This window comes from Peribacillus sp. FSL R5-0717, from assembly GCF_038002945.1.
In the GTDB taxonomy this organism is placed as follows: Bacteria; Bacillota; Bacilli; order Bacillales; family DSM-1321; genus Peribacillus; species Peribacillus frigoritolerans.
The window spans coordinates 75,317-98,385 of sequence record NZ_JBBOOF010000001.1; the positions used below are offsets into that span (position 1 = coordinate 75,317).

Consider the following 23,069-nt stretch of genomic DNA (forward strand, 5'->3'; position numbering starts at 1 on the left):
CAAAAAAGCAGACACAATATGTCTGTGTCTGCTTTTTCAATATATAAACATGTTTTGCATGGCTAAATTAATTCAGGATTTGCACTTTAACGTTTTTAACGCCCCAATTCACGGCATCCTGTTCGTTTGGAACAAATATGTCCACTCTATTCCCTTTGATGGCACTGCCTGTATCGGCTGCCGTTGCGTAGCCATAACCTTCGACATAAACCTTTGATCCTAGCGGAATGACTGATGGGTCCACAGCAATCACCTTTGCATCAGGATTAGCTTTCAAGTCCACTCCTGTTGCTGTTGTTCCGCTGCAGCCTTGACAATCAGCCGTATAGGCGGTTGCACTAACAGTAATCTCTTTTCCAGATTCAGCTTGATCTTGGGATTCATTGTTTGAATCTGCTGGTTCCGATTGTTCAACCGGCTTTGTTTGTTCTGCTGGTTCGGATTGCTCTGCTTGTGCAGCTTGCTCTGATTTCTGTGCAGGGCCTACACTTGCAGCTTCGACTTTGTTAGCTGCCGGTTTAATGACAATTTCTTGACCAGGATGGATTGTATCTGAACTTAAACCGTTCCAAGATTTAATATCATTTACCCTTACATCATATTTGTGTGCAATTCCCGATAATGTGTCCCCTGACTTTACTTTATAATGCTCTTCTTGAGAAATATGTATGGTTTCTCCGGCATAAATCGCGTCTGAAGACAAATCGTTCCAAGACTTAATATCTTCTACTGATACTTTATATGTTTGAGATATCCCCCATAATGTGTCTCCATCTTTCACTTTGACATCTTCTGCTTGTACCGGAATTGTGAATGCACCGGATATAGCAGCCGCTGCCGCTAACGATAAGATTGATTTTTTCATATGTTGTTACCTCCTTGTGAGCTGCTTTATAAGCTACGAGTTAAATCTTAACATAGTTTTTTTCTATACAAAGAACAAACAGATAAAGAATAGATGACAAACATCACAGTAAGATAACGGGACTATAACAAGATTTTATAATATTCTGAAAAAACATCATTTTCCATATAATTCCCTTTCCAGGCCACAGCAGTCATATTATGCATTACCGAGGCATAAAAATTAGAGGCTATATCTTTACAAAGGAGGTATTTTTTGTGACTCGCGAAAAGACTTTTACCCTAGTTAAGTCATATAAACCTTTCCATAGTAAATTCGATCCGTGTCCGCCAATTGGGAGAAAGTATTACAGGACACCTCCTAATTTGTATATTAATTTTCAACCGCCCAATATGGAGCAGTTCACACCGGAAGAAGCTTTGAAATACGGTACACTTTGGAAATTCTTTTATGATTTTTATGATAATCCATATCGGGAAAGGGAGACGTAAATGAATAAGAAACTGGATGATGAATATTATCAGTTGCTTGAACAAATACAGGCTGCCGATTTCGTACTTGTCGAGTTGACTCTTTATTTGGATACACATCCTAACGACCAGCAGGCTTTACAGCAATTCAATCAATTTCATGAATACTCCCAACAACTGAAATCGGTTTTTGAGCCTAAATATGGTCCATTATTGGGATTTGGAAACAGTCCAGGCGGTGAAAATAAATGGGAATGGGGCCAAGGCCCTTGGCCATGGCAGGTATAAGGAGAGATGAGCTATGTGGGTTTATGAAAAGAAGCTGCAATATCCAGTTAAAGTAAGAGACTGTAATCCCCGATTGGCTAAATATTTAATAGAACAATATGGCGGTGCTGATGGTGAGTTGGCTGCAGCACTCCGTTACTTAAATCAACGATATACAATTCCGGAAAAAGTCATTGGCCTGCTTACGGATATCGGAACGGAAGAATTTGCCCATCTCGAAATGATCGCCACGATGATATATAAGCTTACAAAAGATGCCACACCTCAGCAGATGGCAGCCGCCGGGCTAGGGGATCATTATGCCAATCATGATAGCGCCCTTTTCTATCATGACGCAGCAGGGAATCCATGGACCGCCACATATATCCAAGCCAAAGGCGATCCGATTGCAGATTTATATGAAGACATCGCCGCTGAAGAGAAGGCCAGAGCAACCTACCAGTGGTTAATTGACATCTCGGATGATCCTGATATCAATGATTCACTCAGGTTTTTACGCGAGAGGGAAATTATCCATTCGATGAGGTTCAGGGAAGCTGTGGAGATTTTAAAAGAAGAAAAAGGTAAAAAGAAGTTCTTTTAATGAAATTCACAATAAAAAAGCAGCGGATAAATCCGCTGCCTTTTTCATTTACGGTCTGAAGAATATGTCCATCCATCTTCCTGGTAAATCTTTTCTTCTTTCATCAGTTTGCCGAGAGCACGCTTGAACGCTCCCTTGCTCAAACCGAAGTGAAACTTGATATCATCAGGTGGCGTTTTGTCACCATAAGGCATTGCACCGCCGCGATTCATTAAATAAGTGAAAATGACATCAGCATCTTCCCCCATTAAATCTTGTTTAAAGGGGATTAAAGAAACGTTAAGCGTTCCATCTTCTTTACTATCAATGACGCGCCCTTCAACTAATTCACCAAGACGGGGCTCCTCCTTGCGTTCACTTTCGTGAATGAAACAGCGGTACCCTTCTTCTGAAATAAAGAATGATCCAACCATAAGCAAACGATAGACATTTCCCTTAATACTGGTGTTACGAATCCCTTTTAATGGAGCTGTTACTGCAATCTCCTGAATGACATCTTCTGTTGCAAGTTTACCAAACAGGCGATCATGACGATCTGTCTTCAGGGATACATATAGACGATCACCAACATCAGGCCATAATCGATCTATATTCGGAAGGTCGTCCAGGGATACAAGAATATCTTTCGAAAGACCGATGTCAACAAAAACACCAAGTTTCCTTTTCACATTGACAACTTCTGCCCAGCCATATTGATCAATCTGAATTTCGGGTATCTTCATTGTCGCTGTTAGCCTTGCTTGTTTGTCATGGTAGATGAACACGGTTACTTCATCGCCAATCTCAAGTTCCGTTCCTTCATTCATTTCATTATGATGAAGTAAGACATCTTCTGAACCATCCGTTAAAAACCATCCGAAATCAGCCTTACGTTCCACTTCTAACTCTACAGCCATGCCGGCCTGAATTTTTTGCATGAATAAAAATCCTCCTGTAACTTACCTTTACCTACAATTGTACCCAATTATTTATTTTTCCAACATATTTGAATTTATCATTTTTTTGATGTTCTGTATACCTATTACGGTTTTTTATTTTTTAACCCTTGTTTTCTCCATGAAATGCCTGCGGGATTAGTATCTGTCCTTGTTTACCGTTACTTAACAAGGTATGCATGATCATTTTAGATAATTGGCCCGGTTTATAAGGTTTAACTAAATAATCCTTAGCTCCCAAGGAAATCCTCTTCTCCCTTTCGTCAAGTGCAGTCGAAACAAAAACGGAAATCTCATTCAAATCAGAGGATCCTTTTAATTCCCTCAGGATCGCCCAGCCGTCCATCTCCCCCTCTTCAAGAAGGATATCCAGTACAATGGCGTCCGGAGGTGAGGATTTCAGCTTTTGAAAAGCCTTTCTACCACTTTTGAAATAGCTGACATGGAAACCACTGTCCATCAATTCATATTTTAGCAGTTCCGCTAAGTTCATATCATCTTCAATGACCATAATTTCATGGCTCAGTTTTCTTGACTGTCCTTCATTGTTAAGCCCCACTTCTTTTAGGGTAACTCTAGGTAAAACCCAGGACGCTTGCAAGCGGTGTCCTTAATTCATGACTAACTGTACTGACAAATTCGGACTTCATTTGATCCACTTCATATTCTTTTGTGATATCACAATATACCAAAATTGTGCCATATCCTTCTTCGCGATAATGCAGTGTCTCAAAATAAACCTTTATGACCTGATTCGTCTCTTCCTTTTTGAATGTAAAACTTCGTTCTTCATAATTTACTCCTTCCAGATTTTCAATCGCTTCATCCATTGCATGTAAAAACCTCTCCCCCTCCATTTGAACAACCATTTCAGCACTCCACGTTTCCCATGGCAAGTCCATTATTTGATCAGGAAAAGAACCTGTTTTAAAAATATCGCAAAATGGCTGATTGACTTAAATGACCTTTCGTTGCTGATCAATCAATTGGATGCCTTCCTGAATCGTTTTCAGGATATCCTGATTCAGCCTTCTATTCTCTTCCGTCTGTTCGTAAAGCTTGATCTTGTCAAGCGACGTTGAAATTTCTTAGCCAACGTTTCGCATTCTTCCACTTCCTGATCGGTAAACGGGGTCCCATACCTGCTGTAAACCATGATGGCATCCACTTCTTTAAACGTTGATAAAACGGGAAGATATAAATCAGGCATTCGTTATGACCATCCACCCCTTATCCTCCAATAGGTCTTTCAATAAAATCAACATGGAAATATCATCATCAATGATCTGAATGAGTGGAGCTTGTGAATCGCGGACAGGCTTAGCTTTTGTTTCAACTTCATCGAAATGCTCATATTCATATGTATGTTCAATGAGCTCAAAAAGGAAATTCCTAAGTTCCGTCCGATTCCAGACCCGCTCACTGTCTTCATCAAGTCCATCAAATAGCTTTTCGGTGATGGCCATAAGTCCGCATAATTGCAGCGTTCCAGCCGACCCTTTGACTGAATGCAGAAATCGGAATATCTCTTGAGCCGGAATGGTCTGCCCTACATCCAGATCCAGCCAATCAGAAAGTTTATTTTTTATATTCCCAAATAAGCTGTTTTTGTATTTTTCCACCATTTACAAGATTCACTTCATATCACTTAACCCTCCCAACCCAAATGTCCCTATGATTATCCTTTAACTACATAAATTGTTTAATGCATTTTTAATAGGTCTAAAGTGTATACTTTCAGGAATATTTTACATCAAAAGGGCAGTCTATAAATAGTTATGCCATCTTACACCATTTAATTAGAATTTGTCATAAAGTTTTGCTTTTATCCCTGACTAATCTTCTAAAACCCGCGATTTTAAACTCTAGTATTTCGGTGATATAATTTAATGATCAACTGAAAGGAAAAAGAAATCATTCATGACAAAAAAATTATATTACACGTCCACCAAGACCTCCCAATGGGATACCGAAATTCGGGAGACCATTATAGAAAATGGCTTTTACTATATCACTCTTGAAGAAACCGCTTTTTATCCCGAAGGCGGCGGTCAGCCAGCAGATACTGGTAAAATAGAAGGAATCACCGTTCTTGACGTTATAAAAGACAATGATGGAAAAATTCTTCATAAGATGGAGAGACGGCCAGATTCAGAGATCGTCCACTGTGAACTTGATTGGCCCCGCCGCTTCGATCATATGCAACAGCATAGCGGCCAGCATCTACTCTCTGCTGTCTGCAGGGAACTGTTTGACTCTAATACGGTCAGCTTTCACCTTGGAAAGGAATATTTAACGATCGATATAATGGCAAGATTTCAATGGACTGAGGTACATACGGCTGCTGCTGAAAAGCTAGTTAATCAATATATCATCGAGAATCGCGAATTACTTATCTATTACGTGACAAACGAGCAACTACAGACACTTCCTGTCGTCAAAATGCCTAAAGTGTCTGAAAATATCCGTATTGTTGAGATAGTAGGAATTGAATATAACCCTTGCGGTGGAACTCATGTAGAGCGTACTGGTGAGATTGGGTTAATAAAAATTTTCAAAGCGGAGAAGCAGAAAGAGCTTACCCGTCTCTATTTTAAGTGCGGCTTCAGGGCATTGAATGATTATTCCGAAAGTCTAGGAATTCTTTCTGCATTATCGACTAAATTCAATACCGGACGTACAGAGATCCTGAATAAGGTGGAGAAACTTGAAAATGACTATAAGCAGCTGCTATCGGCAAATGAAAACTTAAAACTTGAAAATGCAAATTTTCTTGCTGACTCCCTGCTTGCAGAAAATGGAGGGGGATTCATCTCTCATATTTTCGAAGATAGCTCAATGAAAGAACTGCTTTACCTTGCAGGTACGATTGTCAAAAAAGAAAAGGTTACCGTATTATTTGCATCACGTAAGGAGCAAAAGGTCATCCTCTCGCACAGCGGGGACAGTCCCTTTAATTGCGGACAATATTTCAAAGCGGAACTGGGCTCCTATAATGGAAAAGGCGGAGGGAACGGACGTACTGCACAAGCAGGCTTTGCATCACAAAATGACTTAATTGCATTTTATCAATACTCAGTTGAAAAATTAGGTCAAAATCCTCGTGCATAAAACCGATCCGTAATGGATGGCATACGTGATGATCATGGAAATCATTACTTCTCAAAATCAGAAAAGAGAGGACAGATTACGTCCTCTCTCTTTTTATTCTTCTATTTTCAATTTCCCTAACCCGTGTTCTTCAATATGAAAGTGATATTTTTCCTCGAGCTCCATGATACGTTTAAACGCTTCCTCCTGATTGTATTCATGGTTTTCCGACTCCAAGGCGAACTCTTTCCTAGCCAAATGGTAGGCAAGCTTATCCCTGAACACTCCATCCTCATACTCATTTATGACTGTATGAAGTTGATCCTCCAATTCCCTGCTCAGATCATACATTTCGTAATCCTTTATAAACTGTACTCCTTCCATGCCGAAATCTTTCGCAAAGGAATTGATATACTGTTCCATTTCACTGAATTCTTTATTATCTTCAGTATCGGAAGCAACCCAATATCCGTACTGAACCATTTTGAATAATGTTTCATACTGTTTCTTGGTAAAATTGATTTTCATTGACGATACTCCTTTTCCGGTTTCCTTACAACAAAAAGAATAAACCGCAATGGAATAAAAGTCCAATGCGGTTCATTCTCAATCCAATATTTCGGTTACAGAAAAATATGCTGCTTTTTCCGTATCTACGACATAATGGCAATCGCCTTTAACTAAATTATAATAACGGTGCTTTTGAATATTTGAAATCATTTGAGTTGAATCATCGCCTTCAACCTCATGCTCTAGTTCTTTGCCGCCCGGAAAATAAAAACCAACTTTCAATTTCATCTTTCTCATCCTTCCCTTCATCTGGTTGATCACTCTTTTATTTCTTATCCTTTCTCAAGCAGTTATAAACATAAATAAAATGCTTATTCACTTTTTCCATGATATTCTAAGGGGAAATATGAAAATCTGAAGGTGTTTTTTATGAAGATAAGGAAAGCCATAGAAGAAGATGTAGATGGAATAGCAATTGTACATATAAACAGCTGGAAAACAACTTATAAAGGAATCCTTCCGGATCAATATTTGTCTTCCATGAATCTTGAAGCCAAAAAGAAAAACTGGCTAAGGAATTTAAAAATGCTGCATAATGCTACCTTTGTTGCGGAAAACGCCAATGGGGAAATCATCGGTTTCGCTGCCGGGGGACCAGAACAAACGAATGATCCGCATTTTCAAGGTGAAGTATATGCCATTTATTTTTTAAAAGAATATCAACAACAGGGACTTGGACGAAAAATGATAAAAGCGGTCATACATGAGCTTATGAAAATGGAACATAAGAATTTAATAATCTGGGCATTAAAGGATAACCCATCATGCAGTTTTTACAAAGCACTTGGAGGTCACGTGATAGCTGAAAAAACCGTTAAAATGGCAGGCGTCGAGCTTATCGAAGTCGGTTTCGGATGGGAAGATATTCAGGATATCCTTTTCCATCTATGAGCATTTCACGAGGAGGTGGTGGCATTCCACCCTCCCCCTTTCATGTCTCAATAAGGAAAGCATTTTTCTCTTTACCTAAAAAATATAGCCTGTGCAATGGCCTTGTCATTGTTACGTACAGCAATTTGATATCAAGTTCATTTTCGTGGCAATACGCTTCTTCGAGGGATATTGCAAATACGACATCGAATTCGAGACCTTTGGCTTGATAGGAAGGAACAATCAATGTTTTATCTTTAGGGATGTTTCCCGCTTCATCTATTAAATGAAAGCCTTGATGGAATTCACTTAGTTTCTCATTTGCCAGCTTGCAATCTTTCATCGTTTTTGCAATAACGGCAAACGTTTTAAAACCTTCTCCTTTAAGGGTTGCGATCAGCTCGATCAGTTCTTCTTCCCAACCTTCCTTTTCAATGTAAATGAATTCTGGATCCTTGCCATGCCGGACCACGGGTTCAACTTCCGGGAAATCGTATGTTAACAACTGAAGTATTTCATTAGCTTGTTTCATAATTTCAACAGTTGTTCTGTAGCTTTTTTGTAATTCAGTATACGTCGCCCGAGGGAAAATACGACTGTGAACCTCTTCCCATGTTTGAAGTCCGCGGTATGAATGGATGCCTTGTGCAAGGTCGCCTACAAGTGTGAACATATCGGTATCCACTGCCGTCTTTAGGGCCTGTAACTGCATGAAGCTATAATCCTGTGCCTCATCAATGACAACATTTTTTGCTTTGTTTTCTTTATCGACACCGAAAAGCCGCTCCTGAAGATATAATAGTGCTCCTAAGTCCTCCATCTCATAACTATTAGCAGAAAATAATTTATGATTGTACTCACATAAAACCCTGGCATCTTCAACAGTAAGCTTACCGTTGCTGTATGAGGCGAGGCGCTCTGGATCTTGGTATAATTCCTGATAGTACTCCAGGAGATCTTTTCTTTTGAATTGCTTAAAATACGCTTTTACAGAAGAACGGATCGCTTTTTGGATCTGTCCTATCCTTTCCTCTTTTTTATCGAGGCATTTTGTAACAAATTCCTTGCGTATGACTGGATCGATATTCTTATAGAGCGCCTTCTCGATTTTGGCATCATAAAGATCAACAACACGTTCAAGCATTGTTTTCTTTTTTAATTTCACTTCATTTTGTAAAATGGCCTTCAGTTTGTCCAGCCTGCTGTATAACGGTAAATACCAATAATCCTCTTCCAATAATCTAATGAACTTCTTAGCGGAATAGAGGCGATATTTATCACAATAAAAATCAGCATCCGGATGAAACCCACTGAAAATATCCTTTATATATTCGTCCAATATATATTTAAAGGCAGGGGATCCTTTCAGACCTGATATCCAGACGGCTGAATTAATTTCTTCATCATCTTTTTCCAGCAATCGCGTTAATTTATCATCCGCTATAAGCTTCACTTGCTTTCCTATCGCTGCCTGAACATATTCGGAAAACGTGAATTGTTTTACCTTTTCGACACCCAATTCAGGTAAAGCTTCAGATATGTAATCAATGAATACCCGGCTCGGAGCAAGAATCATTAATTGTCGCGGATCGAACAAGTCTTTATAGTGGTAAATGAAATAAGAGATCCTATGTAAAGCGATTGTGGTTTTACCGCTGCCCGCTGCGCCCTGGACAATGATAGGTTTATTCAAATCTGCCCGAATGATTCTATTCTGTTCTTCCTGGATCGTGGTGATGATATCCGTCAATCGATTGCTGGAACTCTTGGAAAGGGATTCCTGCAACAATTCATCCGTTGTTGTCAAATCAATGTCCCTTATCTCCTCCAAGACACCTTCTTCTATCATTAGCTGTCTTTTTAAAGTGATGTTCCCGCTGAATGTCTCTCCTTCCGCTTCATATTCTATTTCACCAATCCGTCCCTCATAATACAGATTTGCAATCGGTGAACGCCAATCGACGATGATCTGTTCCTGGCTTTCCCTCTGATAAAGAGATGCTTTTCCGAAATAAAGGACTTCGCCTCTCTCCCCATCATTCCTTTCAAAATCCACTCTTGCAAAGTAAGGTTTTTTACTTGCTTTGCGTAAACTTTCAAGTTCGGTCTTGGACATCTCAAAAAAGTTGGCCGTCGTCAGCAGCTGTGAATATAACGCTGATTCAGACCAATCGGCATCGCCAAAGGCTTCTTGCATATTCCGCTGGAATTGATCTTTGCTTGTTTCTGATGTTTTGATGACTACATCGATATAACGTTTTGTAAAATCCAGCCGCTGTCGTTCCTGTTCAAAATCAGGGTGATTACCCAATGAAGTCACTCCCCTTCCTTGTATATTGATCAAACTTATTAAAATGCCGATGCTAAGACGAAATGGACATTTATACTATCAGAAAAGCCAATGGTTGACAAATCTGGAGACATAGAATTATATAGTTGTAATGTACCTTCCCTGATATTTCATATAACTCGAAGAATACACGATATATTCCAGATTGGATTTAGCTTTGGTATGTTGACTTATGCTGAGACCTTCATGGTTATGCCTTTCTTCTGTAATTGTCATCAACTCTTAACATAAATAACGCAACTTTAATGTTTTATCGGAAAATGACATTATATACTTAAATGACAATTACATAACTTTTTTAAGAAAGCGGGTCCTGTCATGGAAATAAATCAAAAACAACCAATGCTATCCCCTAAATTAATCCATGAACTTGAAATCTTATCATCCAAAACACAAATGCCTATTTCTGAATTACTGGAAATATCCGTAATTTCACTGCTGGAAAAAGTGAATGATACCAAAGAACTTAATGTTGGACTTAATAATAAAGAAATGATTTTAAGAAATAAAATCATCATCAATCAAAATAAAGAGGTTTTGAATAACAAAAGCACTTGACCATTAAGGTTAAGTGCTCTTTAGCTTCCTAACTGCCACTGGATATTCTATCGTGGTTTCCAATGTAATATTTATACCTAAATACCGTACAATAAAGTATTCGGCAAAATTTCCTCCATATTTAAAAAATCATATCGGTTTGAATCTGTATTTTCGCAAAAAAAAAAGCAGCTATTAAACTGCTTATCCGTTATTCATGGTTCATTTGATGTCACGTATGTACCTGCTATGAAATCATGTATCGATCTATGGTCTTTCCCTATGCCAACCATGAATGCACTGACAATAAACCCTATCCCTAATGTAATGGCATATACCAAAGCAGCAACTAAATACCTCAATAGCATAGTGCCTATGCCTAATTTTTTGCCGTCCATCCTTACTATGCGTATTCCTATAATCCTTTTACCAACTGTATAGCCATACCATAGTATCGGGACAATCAACCATGTAAAGAAAGTTAAAAAGAGTTGAAAAATTTTCATTTTCCCAATCACCGGTAATCACCCCGAAAATTATCGCTAATGGTGCTGATACTATTATAAAACACCTGCAAAAAGAAGTTTCCAAAAACCTACTGAATCACTCATATATGTTCCTCCCATTGTTCAGTTACAGTTGCCTATATTACCAATTATAAAGTTGTTGCGTAACGAGACTTTATACCCATAATCATATTCAATAAAAAAATAGTACTTACATTTATAGGTTGCAATTTATAAACAAAATTAAATCTTTGTGTAATTTTTGCTTATAAACGTTTGTTTTTACTAATCTGCCTTTAATTTTCCTAAGAAATAAGATACAATTTAAATGATGCACAGTTTAAAACATACAAGATCGTAAACTGCTGTTTGTATGAATCAGCGTAAAACTAATGAAACAAAGTGTTGAACACGTTGAAACAAAAGTATTTTGGAGGAATGTAAATAAATGATTACAGTAAATAATGTTGGTTTACGTTATGGCGATCGTAAACTGTTTGAAGATGTTAATATAAAATTCACTCCTGGTAACTGCTATGGCCTGATTGGTGCGAATGGTGCCGGTAAATCCACTTTCTTAAAAATCCTTTCAGGTGAAATTGAAGCACAATCCGGTGATGTCCATATGGGGCCAGGCGAACGCCTTGCCGTACTAAAGCAGGATCACTTCGCTTATGAAGAGGAAGAAGTCCTTAAAGTCGTCATTATGGGACACGAAAGATTATATGAAGTCATGCAAGAAAAAGATGCCATCTATATGAAGGAAAACTTCACCGACGAAGACGGAATGAAAGCGGCCGAGCTTGAAGGGGAATTTGCCGAATTAAACGGATGGGAAGCTGAACCCGAAGCTTCAATCCTCTTAAAAGGCCTTGGGATTACAGAAGACCTGCATACGAAGAAAATGGCTGAATTGAACGGTGGCGACAAAGTTAAAGTATTGCTTGCCCAGGCACTATTCGGTAAACCGGATGTTCTTTTACTGGATGAGCCTACCAACCACTTGGACTTAAAAGCGATCAAATGGCTGGAAGAATTCCTAATAAACTTTGAAAACACTGTTATCGTAGTTTCCCATGACCGTTACTTCCTTAACAAAGTTTGTACACATATCGCGGATCTTGATTTCGGTAAAATCAAAGTTTATATCGGTAACTATGACTTCTGGTATGAATCAAGCCAGCTTGCCCTTAAACTGACTCAAGATGCCAATAAGAAAAAAGAAGAAAAAATCAAAGAGCTTCAAAATTTCATCGCGCGTTTCAGTGCCAATGCATCCAAATCGAGCCAGGCGACATCCCGTAAGAAATTATTGGATAAAATCAGCTTGGATGACATCGAGCCTTCTTCACGCCGCTATCCATATGTCGGCTTTACTCCTGAACGTGAAATCGGGAACGACCTGCTTCGTGTAGATGGAATCTCGAAAACGATTGATGGCGTAAAAATATTGGATAATGTCAGCTTCACGATGAATAAAGGCGACAAAATTGCATTTGTCGGTAAAGATGAGATTGCTAAAACAACAATGTTCAAAATCTTGGCAGGTGAAATTGAACCGGATGGCGGCTCATTCAAATGGGGCGTTACGACCTCTCAGGCATACTTCCCTAAGGATAATGCTGAATTCTTTGAAGGTGTCGATTTAAATCTTGTCGATTGGCTCCGTCAATATTCACCTAATGACCAGAGTGAAAGCTTCCTGCGCGGTTTCTTGGGCAGGATGTTATTCTCTGGCGATGAAGTCACGAAAAAGGCAAGTGTACTTTCAGGGGGCGAGAAAGTCCGCTGTATGCTTTCCAAAATGATGTTAAGCGGTTCGAACGTCCTGATGCTTGATGAACCTACCAACCATCTGGACTTAGAGTCGATTACGGCATTAAACAACGGTTTAATCAGCTTTAAAGGATCTATGATCTTCTCTTCTCATGATCATCAGTTCATCCAAACTATTGCGAACCGGATCATTGAACTTACTCCAAAAGGTACAGTCGATAAGCAAATGAGTTATGATGAGTACCTTGAAAATGGCGAATTGCAAAAACAAGTCGCTGAAATGTACAAATAATATTTTTATGAAAGCACATCCTTATTGGATGTGCTTTTTTCGTTCGCTATTCCTTCTGCCTGCATTTATTCCATACCTTTAATGTATAGAAGGCATAAAAAACACGCTGCAATAAATATAATAATAATCCCTGAAAGATGAGCACTGAATAATTTCATGGATAAAAAGGTATATTGGTAAGGAAGGAGTGAGTTAGAATTGGATGGTCATACAGTGAAAAATATTTTTGATGATACAGGATACCTTTTTTTATATGATAAATTCAGTTATCATTTTTATATATCCGGATTGTTCGATGTAGTGGAACAAGAAAAAGTAATCTCGGATTTTTTAAATTCTTATGGCTTCGATGATAAAAACCCTCTCTTTTTTGACGACTTTTCCTACTACTTTAATTGCTTTCATTATTCCCACCAAAAACAAAGGATGATGAATTACTTGAAAACCGAGTATGACGAACATATTTGTTAAGTATAAAAGACCAGATAAACTGCCAAAACTATTCAAAAAAAGGTAAGAGTATAATCGTCCCTTACCTGAGAATATAGGCAAACTTGATTAAAATTGAGTTTGCCTACAGTTTTTTTTTGGTTGTACGATTTAGATGTTGAATTCCGCTCCAGGCACTCGCTTTCCGCGGGCGGTCCGGGAAGCCTCCTCGGCGCCTTTGCGCCTGCGGGGTCTCCCCTGGACGCGTTTTTCCCGCAGGAGTCTCGCGCCTTTCTCTCCAATCAACTTTGGTTTAACTTTTAGATAGTAGTAGTCTACAAACCGTAGCTCCCTTGTCTATATGATTGGACCTACAGTTTTTTGCCTATACATTTGGATGTTGACTTCCGAACCCACTTTGTCTACATACTGGGGTAAGTGCCCCTTAAATTTCCCCCTGTTATTCTTCCTTGCTTGCTGCCATATTCATGTTCGCTTAGGCTCGCTTGATTCGCGATTTTTTCCTGCATCGACGGTAGCTATATCGGCCTCCCTCTTCACCTGCGTAATCCTTGGCTTTCCGAGCGATTCAAGATATTCATTTTTACCCCAACATCTTTAATTGAAGGATACGATAATGAGTCCCATTTTAGCTAAGTCCTGCGAGGCTACCCCCTTTACAAACTTTCCATGGTTTTTATAAATTTCCTCGACTGTCAGCGAACCGAAGATGCCCCTCCTTGTCACAGGGTTGTATTACGGGAGAAATTATATGGTATATGAGTATCCATTAAACCCAAGTGTTTCTGGAAGAAATAAAACCTAAAATTGTATCTTTTCCGTAAGGTGTTAAGAACTAAGTTCTATTCAGAAAACCTAAGTTTCTTAACACATTTTAGCTGAAGGATTTATGAAGATTTTCCTCATCTGTTTATGTTCAAAAACTCATACATTTATCTATGATCAGTTAATATGACAAAGATAAGTTTCAGTACATATAAGACAGTCTTAGTTTATAGAAATCGAGCTTTTTCTATGTCGAAATTGCTTAACGTATGTTTTTGTCGAAATGTTGGTGGGGTCCCTTTTAGTAAATTTTCATATTTGAAGAGTTATTTCTTATAAAAGAATGTATGTGTACTCATATGAAAGGTATCTGCCAAGATGAGATTCAATTAATCGGATCAAAATGTGTAACCTTCATATTCTTAAAGATCGCTTTGCCGCCCTCGGAGAAGAGAGTAATTCCCTTATCTTCGGCATGAGGGAATATTAAGTTTGAATAAGCAACCTTTCCATCATCCACAAAAACTTCAATACTCGTTTTATCGACGAGAATCTTTAAATGAACCTTCTTCTTACTGACATCAAATGGTGCAGTACTTTCAACCAACTGATTCGTTTCGTCAGGTTGATCTGTGAATACCCGATTGACATAAGAGTAATTTCCTTCTGCAGAGATGCCTACGTCAACGTGGCGTTTTTGATCATCTGACTCCCTGAGCCTAAATCCTGCATTCTTAAAATCCGACCATGAGAGATCCGCCTCTATTTGATAGGCATCTCCTTTAAAATCAAGTGTTTCCGAGCCATCCACTTCGATTTTATTAAAAGAATTCGTTGAGCTTGTCAATTCTTTTAATGCTTCTGAAGGCTGTGAAGAAAGATAATACTTATTCTCGCTTTCACGCTTTAGTTCAATTTGACGGACGATCGAATCCATTCCGTTAAACCCTTCTTTTAATGTCGGCGTATTGTTGGCGTAGGCCCAGTTATTCATCCAAGCGAGGGCATAGCGTTTGTCTAATTTGTCACTTGCCTTGCCATCTTCAAACGTTACTCCGCCATACCAATCGAAACCGTAATCTAGCCATTGCGGTTCATTGTTATCTGGAAGAAATTCCGTTCCATCAAACGTTCCTGTCCAGTATGCATAGGTGTTGGGTTTCCCTGCTGCTTTTCCGTTTGCACTGACGCCCAGCACCCACTTTACTGTCCCGTCATCAGCGCGGATCTGGTAAAGGTCAGGGCACTCTAAAACTCCAATGTTCTTAGTGGAAAAACTGCTCGTATAGCGCCAATCTTTCAGGTTATAAGACTCATAAAAACCTATTTTCGATCCTTCGGCCATGGTCATGACCCATTTTTGATTCGTGTTATCCCAGATGATTTTTGGATCTCTAAAATCCTTCGTTCCTGGATTTTTCATAATAGGCTCGTCACTGTAAGAGGTAAACGTATTTCCTTTGTCCGTACTGTACCATAGAAATTGTTCTTGTTTCTGGCCATCCTTAGATGGTTGTGTTACGATCGCCACAAAAGCCCCTTTTCCAAACCCAGCTGTATTTTCCTTGTCAAACACGACTGACCCTGTCCATGGATCCCCATTTTGATTCGTATATTTTGGAATGGAAATTCCTTCATCCTTCCAGTGAATCAAATCTTTAGAGGTGGCATGTCGCCATTCTGTACCATTGCCATCCGGGTAATCTCCATTATAAAGGTAAAAATAATGATAATTTCCTTCATAGTAAAGGGGCTTCTGTGGATCGTTTTTCCAATGATCAGGAGAAGTAAAATGATAGGCAGCCCGGTATGAGTGCTTTTCTACCTTATTTGGCGGATTAGCTTCTTTTGTTTTATAAAATGAATGAATCAAAATTCCTGTGCAAATAACCATCCATAATCCAAGAAAGAATAATCCTGCCATCTTATATTTCTTTTTGTTCACTTAAACTCACCACTTTTCTCTTTTAAAATAGAAAAAAGAAAATGCCAAGTTTTCCTGACATTTTCTTTTTCTTTTCATTGGGTAACTACTTAACCGTAATCTGGCCTTGTTCAAGAATACTGTCTTTTACTACCGATGTTTGTTTCCCTTTAATGTTAAGCTGGAAGCTTGGGGCAAAGGTAGATTTATTGTCTTCAAAATAACCTCTGTTTGTCATGTAGCTTGTCACTACAACATTATCACTGCCAGCCTGCGGGATCGCATAGTGTGCATAGTTCCAAGTGATGTCATATGGATCTAGATCCTGATGCAGGACGATGCCCGTTTTATTTAATGGTTTATATGGGCCAGTTAAGGAATTTGACGTGTAGCCTAACATGTAAATATCTTGATTATCGATTCCATCAATGGTCATTTTTGATCCTCTTGAACTTGTAAATAAATACCACTTGCCGTCCTTTTTAAAGATGTTTGGACGTTCGATTTCATCTGTGACCGTATTTGAAACAATCAATGGCTTCATTTCTTTTTTCAATGTATAATCGTCGTTTACTTCAATAATTCCAATTGCACCGTTTGCAAGTTCAGCTAACTCTTTTTTAGGGCTTTGCATAAGTTTGTTTTTCTCACCCTGGAAGAATTTATTGCTGTTGCCATAATAAGCTCTATTGTATAGCGATTCTTCGCCTTGGTAGCCATATTCTGTACCCGTATTTGCTTCAAAAACAAGGTATTTGCGGCCGTTGTCTTCTACATAGTGAGGGTCTCTGAAGGTATGATTATCAGCGGAATTTCCGTCCTCTACAAATTTATCTACAGTTTGGTAGTACTTGCTGTCTTTGCCTTCATAGATGGATTTGTAATCCTCAACACCATCCACTTTTAATGTTTCAGAATCTGGCTCTGAAAGGTTTACTTGAGCGGTTGTCAAGGTTTGTTTCCCATAATTCCCTGACTCAGGTTTATACGGTTCACGGTTTGTATAGAATAAGCGAACTTCCCCGTCCTCAGTGAAGGTTGCAGAACCTGACCACTCTTCGGCTTGCTCTTTTAGGTAAGGATCATTTGGAACGTTTTTATCATTGTCATCAAATACTCTTCCAGCATTTTTCCAAGCATCAAGGGAGTTGTCGCCCACTTTCTTGTAGAATATGTAGATGAACGTATCACTCGCGTTTTTAGGATCGCCTGCTAATCCAAAAACGATATGATATCCTTTGTACTCTGCAACAGTTCCATCAGCGTTTTGCAATGGCCATGTATCCCACACATCTAAATCAATGGTTTCGCCTGATTCCGTTACTTTTTTGGCAGAAGGGATGTTTTTAATTGTGGATTCGTCAAACCTAGGAACGGCATATCTAGTATCACCGTGCTGATTAATCATATCTTTCATAGCTGATCGAGTGATTTGTGAAGTATCGTACGTTTCTTTGTAATCCGCCAGATCCTTTGGAGCTGCAAATGATTGGGTGACAGTACCGCTTAATAGAATGCCAGTACTGAGTATTCCTGCTGTTGCCTGTTTGGCAAGCCTGCTAAAGTTCATAAATCTTCCTCCTCGTTTTATGTGTTTGCTAGTACAATAGAATTATAGGCGATTCCTGAAAAGAGAGGTATGCCACATATTGATTGGAATTTAGTCGTATATTGATATCGCAGTTGTAAAAGGCAAAAAAAGCCCCGGCAAGAGGCTATTCCTTCGAAAACCTCTCCCAGGACTTCTGATATTCATTGAGCAGCTGATTGCGGTTCAGCTGTTTCCCGACATAGAGCTGAGTCGCGGCTCCGAATTCTTCCCTAATTTCAACAGGGAAGTGAAACCAGTTAGATGGGACGGTGTTCCCATCTTTGTAATTTCGAAGTGTTTCTTCTGCGAGCGGCCCTATATCATCAGTTTTAATGTTCTTAAACGCAGGAATGAATTTGAATTCTTCCGTCATGAACCGTTTTCCTTGTTCTGACAACACCATCCAATTTAAAAATTTCTTGGCTTCTTTTTTCTTTTCAGGAATGGACTGTTTATTTACGGCCCAATAATTTGGAACGCTGACGACAAGGGCTTCCTTTAAAGGTCGGTCATTAATCGGAATCGGCATAAAACCGATGTTCATGTCAGGCGAAGCTTGATCGATCATCGGCTGAATCCAGTTGCCTTGCTGAATGATGGCTGCTTTTTCGGAGGTAAACAGATTCACTTCCATTGTATAGTCCGTAGACAGTGGATTATCATTTCCGTACTTTATGGTGAGATCCAGCAGGGCAAGGAGATCCTTAAATGTTTGATTGGTACTGATTTTTTCCGTTCCGTTATTTAAATTTCTTATAAAAGCATCAGTATCCTTTTGCTGGGCAAAAGCAACATTCATTAGATGGTCTCCCAATTTCCAGTCTTCATAATAGCCTGTTGCAAAGGGAGTAATGCCTGCATTCTGCAGCTTTTCGGCAGCTGCTGTCAATTCAGAAAGAGTGGCGGGCTGGTCAGTAATGCCGGCTTGTTTAAATAGATCCTTATTATAGATAAAGCCATACCCTTCAAGGTTAACCGGCATTCCGTAAATTTTCCCGTCCAATGTGACTGGCGTCAGGGATTCTTTGTATGCTTGATTAATCCAGGGCTCCCCTGAAAGATCCTCCAGATAGTTCCGCCACAGCTTGGCATTTTCATAGCCGCTGTTTGTAAAGATATCCGGACCAGTGCCGGTAGCAATTTCGGCTTTTAGGTCGGCGAGGTCATCCATTGCCCCTCCAACAGTATGTACCCTGATATTGACGTGAGGATTTTCCCGTTCATAAGCACGCGTCATTTCTTCAAATTGAGTGGAGATTTCCACTTTCGGATTCCTTAAATCCAGCGTGATTTTCCGCTCTGTCTTTTCTGTTTTTTCTGGTGGGGCTTCATCCTGACATGCAGAAAGAGGCAGGCTGACGGCTCCGATTAACAAAAGGGATAAAAACCTGTTTTTCATCATGTCACCCCTTTAGATTCATGTTGATCGTTCCTGTTCCTGAACTCAAAAGGCGTCATGCCGACGACCTTTTTAAATAGCTTTGAAAAGTATATTTCATCTTGATAGCCAAGCATGGTAGAGATGGAATAAATGCTTTTGTCTTTTTGTTTCAGCCACGACTTTGCTTGGCTGATTCTAAGCTCCGTGATGTATTTGGACAGGGTCATTCCGGTTTCTTGCTTATACTTTCTTGAGATATGCTCGCGGCTTAAAAAGAAAACATTCGACAGCTTTTCCAGACTCAAATCCTCCATATAATACATGTCAACATAGGAAACCATGTCTTCCATGCGTCGAGCGGCATCTATTTCATCCAGACGGTGGATGGATCGGAAGTTTTGTTCCTCGAGCTTTTTCTGCAGAGCCTGAAACGAGGTCCTGATATCCGATAAAGTTTCGACCTGCTCTTCAGTTACAAGCCTTACCGGGATATCGAACTCCTGGCTGATCCATTCCTCAACGGAGAGCCATTGATCGCGAATGGTGATAACAAGGCAAAGGTTAAGATCCGTCTGCAGGGAAAACGCATTTCCTAATTTGCGTTCCGTAAGCTCATCTGAAAGCTTTTGAATATAGAGATCCGGATTGTGCATCTGGTAAAAGGAGAGCAGCGTCAGCATATAGCCCTCCGATTCAGGAAGAAACTCGGCAAGGCTGATTGAATCTGAACGGTCCCCCAGACATATCGCAGTGGCTAACTGGTTTCTCCGCAGTTTTTTCACGTCTTCCAGCACTTCAGCATGTTCAAAGTCATCCTTCCAGGCTTGTACCGATTTTTCCAGTGTATGATTGAACGCCTCATACTCAATCGGCTTCAGCAGGTAATCAAAGCTGCTGTGCTGAATGGCTTTGCGCATATAGGAATAATCGTTATAACCAGTAATGAAAATAACTTTCCCAGGATAGGAAATGGAATCCAGCCACTCAATCAGTTCGATTCCGCCCATACCGGGCATTTTCACGTCTGTAAAGATAATCTCCGGCCGTTCTTTTTCAATCAGTGATTTTGCCTCATGGCCATTCTTGGCTTCCAATAGCTTGGTGATGCCGTGAGTTTCCCACTGGCCTAAATGGCGTATGACGTCCCGCACATTGAATTCATCATCGACAATCAGTGCTTTCACCGTGTTCATCTCCTTTCCTGAAGTAAGTCTTTATCATTCCCAAGGGGCTCTTTATCGGGATCCTCATGCTGACGGAAAACCCCAGTCCGTCATTCGAATCTACTTTCATTTCTGCACTTGGTCCATACCCTAGAAGCAGCCTGTCACGAATATTCTTCAGGCCAATATGTTCATGCGAATAAGTCCCTTCGTAAGGGGGTGTATAGATATGTTCCCGTAGTCTCTGAAGCTCTTCTTCCCTCAGACCTGGACCATCATTCTCGACAGTAAAGCACAGATCGTTTCCTTGTTTTTCCCCGTTAATGGACAAATGAGCATTGCTGTACCCTTCCTCATACGTGTGTTTAAAGAAATTCTCTGCCAAGGGCTGCAGAATCATACTTGGAATAGTCATGTCCAAAATGGACTCATCGATATTGACCGAGTAACTTACATTTTCACCAAAACGCTCTGTTTGAAGGGAGAGGTACGCTTTTGTATACTCAGCTTCATCCCGAACCCGTACCCATTGATCTGCCTGCATTGAGTAGCGCATCATTTTGGACAGCGAAGTCAGCAATTGATAGACCTTTGGTGCATTCGACCTGAGGGCAACAGCGCCTATGGATTGTAAAGCGTTAAACAAAAAATGAGGATTAACCTGTGATTTTAACGCCCTGAACTGGTTCTTCCTGTTTTCAATTTCAAGCTTATATTCACGGTCAATGTGGGAATTGATCCGGTTCATCATGTCCTTCATGTGTGACTCCAAATGGCCAATTTCATCGCTTCTGGTATCATCAAAAGGGACATTCATATTTCCGCCTTCAATGGAGCGGACTTTGCTGCTCAGCCTCGTAATGGGACGGGTAATCCTATTTGAGATAATGCCTATCATCAGCAAACCCAGTATTCCTACGCCGATGCCGACAAGGATATTGGTATAGGCGGTTTTCCTGACATCTTCATATAAAGCCTGACTCGACATGACCTTAATCAATTTCCAGCCGTTCAGTGACCCTGATAACCCTTTTGATAAGAGAATATCGTCATCATGCCGGCTCCTATTCCCGTCAAGTCGTTGCTTTTCTTCGGCAGGAAGAGGTTTTCCAATCAGGGCACGATCATTTGCATACATGACGCGATCTTTTGAATCAATTAGCAAAACTGAAGATGCGTCTCCCTGGACAAGGTTATTGCAAATGCGGGCGTACTCGCCCAAATCAATGTCGATTGTAATCATCCCAAGAAACCTTTTAGAAAGAACGTCAATAATTTTGTGGTGAAAAGTCATCACCATCGTTTTGTCCGATTTTGGAACAATGGCTGCATTATTGTAATTCTCAAGAGGGTGGGGCGGCTCAATCAAATATTGTGAGTCAGATGTATACAGCTGTCTGATCGGGTCCCGGTTCAGAAAATCCGGCTGATACCTGTGTGTGCTGATCATTGCATTATAGACAGTAAATGACTCATTGTTTTTAGCAATATAGAAACGGATTTGCCGGAATTCGTTTCTCATTAGATAAAAGGTTTCGAGACTCTTTTCCATGGTCATAGGGTTGAAATATATGGAGTCTTCGAAGCCGTTTTTAAAAATCCGAATCAGATCAGGGTTGCGGTACAGAATATATGGAAAATCAATCATGTCGTCAAAATACTGCTCCAGTTCATCCGCATTCTTCTGAAGCTGCTCCCGGCTGTTTTCAAGTTCATACTGCTCCACACTTTTTTTTGTGTAAGTGTAGATGAAAAAAACGGACAGGAAATAGGGCAGAACGATGAAAATCAGCAGCATGATCAATAAACGGCTTTGTATGCTTTTCAAAGGAGGCACCCCCTTTCGCAGAAGGCTATTTTTTTAGTCTGACTTATCTTCTCACTTTAGCATCCTAAAACTATATCAAATCAAAAAACCAAGTCAATCATGCTTAAGTAGGATTCGTGTAAGTGCATGTATCGTTATATTTCGCAGTTCGGGCTTATATTATGTTCCAATTTGCGCTGCGCCAGAGATTTGAAGATGATAAGGCAAAAACAAAAAAAGCTGAAGACATCTTCAGCTTTTACAAAAATTATGCTTTTTCTCCTACACTTCATTAACAAATACATTAAATAAGGAGCCCCTATTAAAGCGATCATAATCCCCGCAGGTATGTCTTTAGGTTCAAGTATGTTTCTTCCGATGGTATCTGCCACAAGCAGTAGCCAGGCACGGATCAGAATCGCTGCCGGCAGGAAGAGCTGATTTCGAGGTCCGACCAGAGCTTTTGCAAAGTGCGGACCCTGAGCCCGACGAAGGCGCTGCCTCCTGTGACAAAGACAGCTGCTGCTGCAAGCGAAACCGATTTCAGCAACAGGATTGCCCTTTTTTCCAACTGATACACCTAAGCCTATTGGCATAGGTTCACTCAACCCAAAAAGATTCAGCCGAGTCGCTTTGTACAATGTAAAGGGGATGAGAATATCAGGTCTGCACCCCATATGTTCCCTGACAGCCAATTTGCAATAAAATCCACCTTTTGTCAATCAGCAGATGAAATAAGGACAAGCATCAGACCTGAGAGGGCCACAGAAAATCCCACCCCGGTTAATACAAGTTTTACTGGCTGCATTCCCGCAGTCCGTCTTCGTAATTGTCACAAGAGGTGGTAATTCGATGG

General features: G+C 40.0%; 23 protein-coding genes and 2 pseudogenes. 8 read left to right on the plus strand and 17 right to left on the minus strand.

All coding sequences use genetic code 11. The features are described from left to right. Window positions 1-67 precede the first annotated feature (67 nt). A complete protein-coding gene (locus tag NYE65_RS00345) occupies window positions 68-865 on the minus strand; it encodes a 3D domain-containing protein (RefSeq protein ID WP_340859505.1) in 798 nt (265 codons plus the stop codon). Window positions 866-1,122: 257 nt separating this feature from the next. Here NYE65_RS00345 and NYE65_RS00350 point away from each other — a divergent pair, with 257 nt between their 5' ends. The 3 genes from NYE65_RS00350 to NYE65_RS00360 are packed head-to-tail and all read left to right on the plus strand — an operon-like array spanning window position 1,123 to window position 2,206. After that, window positions 1,123-1,356, plus strand: coding sequence for a spore coat associated protein CotJA (locus NYE65_RS00350; protein WP_048679115.1), 234 nt, complete (start codon window positions 1,123-1,125; stop codon window positions 1,354-1,356). Continuing rightward, window positions 1,357-1,623 carry a spore coat protein CotJB gene (locus NYE65_RS00355; RefSeq protein ID WP_034307303.1) on the plus strand — a complete coding sequence of 89 codons (267 nt, stop codon included), beginning with the start codon at window positions 1,357-1,359 and terminating at the stop codon, window positions 1,621-1,623. Between the two features lie 13 nt (window positions 1,624-1,636). Then, window positions 1,637-2,206, plus strand: a complete 570-nt coding sequence (locus NYE65_RS00360) for a manganese catalase family protein (protein WP_328176985.1) — start codon at window positions 1,637-1,639, stop codon at window positions 2,204-2,206. Window positions 2,207-2,250: 44 nt separating this feature from the next. Here NYE65_RS00360 and NYE65_RS00365 read toward each other — a convergent pair whose 3' ends face one another. The 5 genes from NYE65_RS00365 to NYE65_RS00385 form a co-directional block, all read right to left on the minus strand. Next, window positions 2,251-3,123: a CvfB family protein gene (locus NYE65_RS00365; RefSeq protein ID WP_340859506.1), complete on the minus strand. Its 873-nt coding sequence runs from the start codon at window positions 3,121-3,123 to the stop codon at window positions 2,251-2,253. Window positions 3,124-3,244: 121 nt separating this feature from the next. Beyond that, complete coding sequence (locus tag NYE65_RS00370; protein ID WP_340859507.1) at window positions 3,245-3,742, minus strand: response regulator; 498 nt, start codon at window positions 3,740-3,742, stop codon at window positions 3,245-3,247. Further along, the gene (locus tag NYE65_RS00375; protein WP_340859508.1) at window positions 3,717-4,010 is read right to left on the minus strand and encodes a histidine kinase dimerization/phospho-acceptor domain-containing protein; all 294 of its coding nucleotides are present in this window, start codon (window positions 4,008-4,010) and stop codon (window positions 3,717-3,719) included. Before NYE65_RS00375 ends, NYE65_RS00370 begins: the two co-directional genes overlap by 26 nt. Before the next feature lie 155 nt (window positions 4,011-4,165). After that, window positions 4,166-4,351, minus strand: coding sequence for a hypothetical protein (locus NYE65_RS00380; RefSeq protein ID WP_268589586.1), 186 nt, complete (start codon window positions 4,349-4,351; stop codon window positions 4,166-4,168). Continuing rightward, complete coding sequence (locus NYE65_RS00385) at window positions 4,344-4,766, minus strand: hypothetical protein (protein ID WP_328176980.1); 423 nt, start codon at window positions 4,764-4,766, stop codon at window positions 4,344-4,346. The genes NYE65_RS00380 and NYE65_RS00385 overlap by 8 nt, the downstream gene beginning before the upstream one ends. Before the next feature lie 295 nt (window positions 4,767-5,061). On the opposite strand from NYE65_RS00385, the gene NYE65_RS00390 reads away from it, so the two are divergent. Continuing rightward, window positions 5,062-6,252 (plus strand): alanyl-tRNA editing protein, encoded by a 1,191-nt coding sequence (locus tag NYE65_RS00390; protein ID WP_340859509.1) that lies wholly within the window; start codon window positions 5,062-5,064, stop codon window positions 6,250-6,252. A 93-nt stretch (window positions 6,253-6,345) separates the two neighbouring features. Here NYE65_RS00390 and NYE65_RS00395 read toward each other — a convergent pair whose 3' ends face one another. Both NYE65_RS00395 and NYE65_RS00400 read right to left on the minus strand, forming a co-directional pair. Then, window positions 6,346-6,759, minus strand: a complete 414-nt coding sequence (locus NYE65_RS00395) for a hypothetical protein (RefSeq protein WP_340859510.1) — start codon at window positions 6,757-6,759, stop codon at window positions 6,346-6,348. Window positions 6,760-6,837: 78 nt separating this feature from the next. Beyond that, on the minus strand, window positions 6,838-7,029 hold the full coding sequence (locus NYE65_RS00400; RefSeq protein ID WP_034307314.1) for a hypothetical protein: 192 nt from the start codon (window positions 7,027-7,029) through the stop codon (window positions 6,838-6,840). 141 nt (window positions 7,030-7,170) lie between these two features. Between NYE65_RS00400 and NYE65_RS00405 the strand changes: the two genes are divergently transcribed. Then, entirely contained in the window at window positions 7,171-7,692 is a 522-nt protein-coding gene (locus NYE65_RS00405) for a GNAT family N-acetyltransferase (RefSeq protein ID WP_340859511.1), read from the plus strand. Window positions 7,693-7,732: 40 nt separating this feature from the next. On the opposite strand, the gene NYE65_RS00410 is transcribed toward NYE65_RS00405, so the two are convergent. Beyond that, complete coding sequence (locus tag NYE65_RS00410; RefSeq protein ID WP_340859512.1) at window positions 7,733-9,991, minus strand: HelD family protein; 2,259 nt, start codon at window positions 9,989-9,991, stop codon at window positions 7,733-7,735. 348 nt (window positions 9,992-10,339) lie between these two features. On the opposite strand from NYE65_RS00410, the gene NYE65_RS00415 reads away from it, so the two are divergent. Then, complete coding sequence (locus NYE65_RS00415; protein WP_057277417.1) at window positions 10,340-10,579, plus strand: hypothetical protein; 240 nt, start codon at window positions 10,340-10,342, stop codon at window positions 10,577-10,579. Between the two features lie 194 nt (window positions 10,580-10,773). Here the strand turns inward: NYE65_RS00415 and NYE65_RS00420 are convergent, their stop codons facing one another. After that, on the minus strand, window positions 10,774-11,064 hold the full coding sequence (locus tag NYE65_RS00420; protein ID WP_328176976.1) for an RDD family protein: 291 nt from the start codon (window positions 11,062-11,064) through the stop codon (window positions 10,774-10,776). Window positions 11,065-11,512: 448 nt separating this feature from the next. Between NYE65_RS00420 and NYE65_RS00425 the strand changes: the two genes are divergently transcribed. Further along, a complete protein-coding gene (locus NYE65_RS00425) occupies window positions 11,513-13,132 on the plus strand; it encodes an ABC-F family ATP-binding cassette domain-containing protein (protein ID WP_034307325.1) in 1,620 nt (539 codons plus the stop codon). Window positions 13,133-13,330: 198 nt separating this feature from the next. Further along, window positions 13,331-13,603 (plus strand): hypothetical protein, encoded by a 273-nt coding sequence (locus NYE65_RS00430; protein WP_034307327.1) that lies wholly within the window; start codon window positions 13,331-13,333, stop codon window positions 13,601-13,603. 457 nt (window positions 13,604-14,060) lie between these two features. On the opposite strand, the pseudogene NYE65_RS00435 reads toward NYE65_RS00430, so the two are convergent. The 7 genes and pseudogenes from NYE65_RS00435 to NYE65_RS00465 form a co-directional block, all read right to left on the minus strand. After that, window positions 14,061-14,299, minus strand: a pseudogene (locus tag NYE65_RS00435) (SPFH domain-containing protein); the annotation flags it as partial. 433 nt (window positions 14,300-14,732) lie between these two features. Then, on the minus strand, window positions 14,733-16,271 hold the full coding sequence (locus NYE65_RS00440; RefSeq protein WP_340862067.1) for a glycoside hydrolase family 32 protein: 1,539 nt from the start codon (window positions 16,269-16,271) through the stop codon (window positions 14,733-14,735). 106 nt (window positions 16,272-16,377) lie between these two features. Then, window positions 16,378-17,841: a glycoside hydrolase family 68 protein gene (locus NYE65_RS00445; RefSeq protein ID WP_328176973.1), complete on the minus strand. Its 1,464-nt coding sequence runs from the start codon at window positions 17,839-17,841 to the stop codon at window positions 16,378-16,380. Window positions 17,842-17,986: 145 nt separating this feature from the next. Continuing rightward, window positions 17,987-19,261, minus strand: coding sequence for an ABC transporter substrate-binding protein (locus NYE65_RS00450; protein WP_328176971.1), 1,275 nt, complete (start codon window positions 19,259-19,261; stop codon window positions 17,987-17,989). After that, window positions 19,261-20,427, minus strand: coding sequence for a response regulator transcription factor (locus NYE65_RS00455; RefSeq protein WP_340859513.1), 1,167 nt, complete (start codon window positions 20,425-20,427; stop codon window positions 19,261-19,263). Before NYE65_RS00455 ends, NYE65_RS00450 begins: the two co-directional genes overlap by 1 nt. After that, window positions 20,405-22,234 (minus strand): cache domain-containing sensor histidine kinase, encoded by a 1,830-nt coding sequence (locus NYE65_RS00460; protein WP_340859514.1) that lies wholly within the window; start codon window positions 22,232-22,234, stop codon window positions 20,405-20,407. The genes NYE65_RS00455 and NYE65_RS00460 overlap by 23 nt, the downstream gene beginning before the upstream one ends. Window positions 22,235-22,500: 266 nt before the next feature. Then, window positions 22,501-23,033: pseudogene (locus tag NYE65_RS00465) on the minus strand (FecCD family ABC transporter permease); the annotation flags it as partial. Window positions 23,034-23,069: the final 36 nt, after the last annotated feature.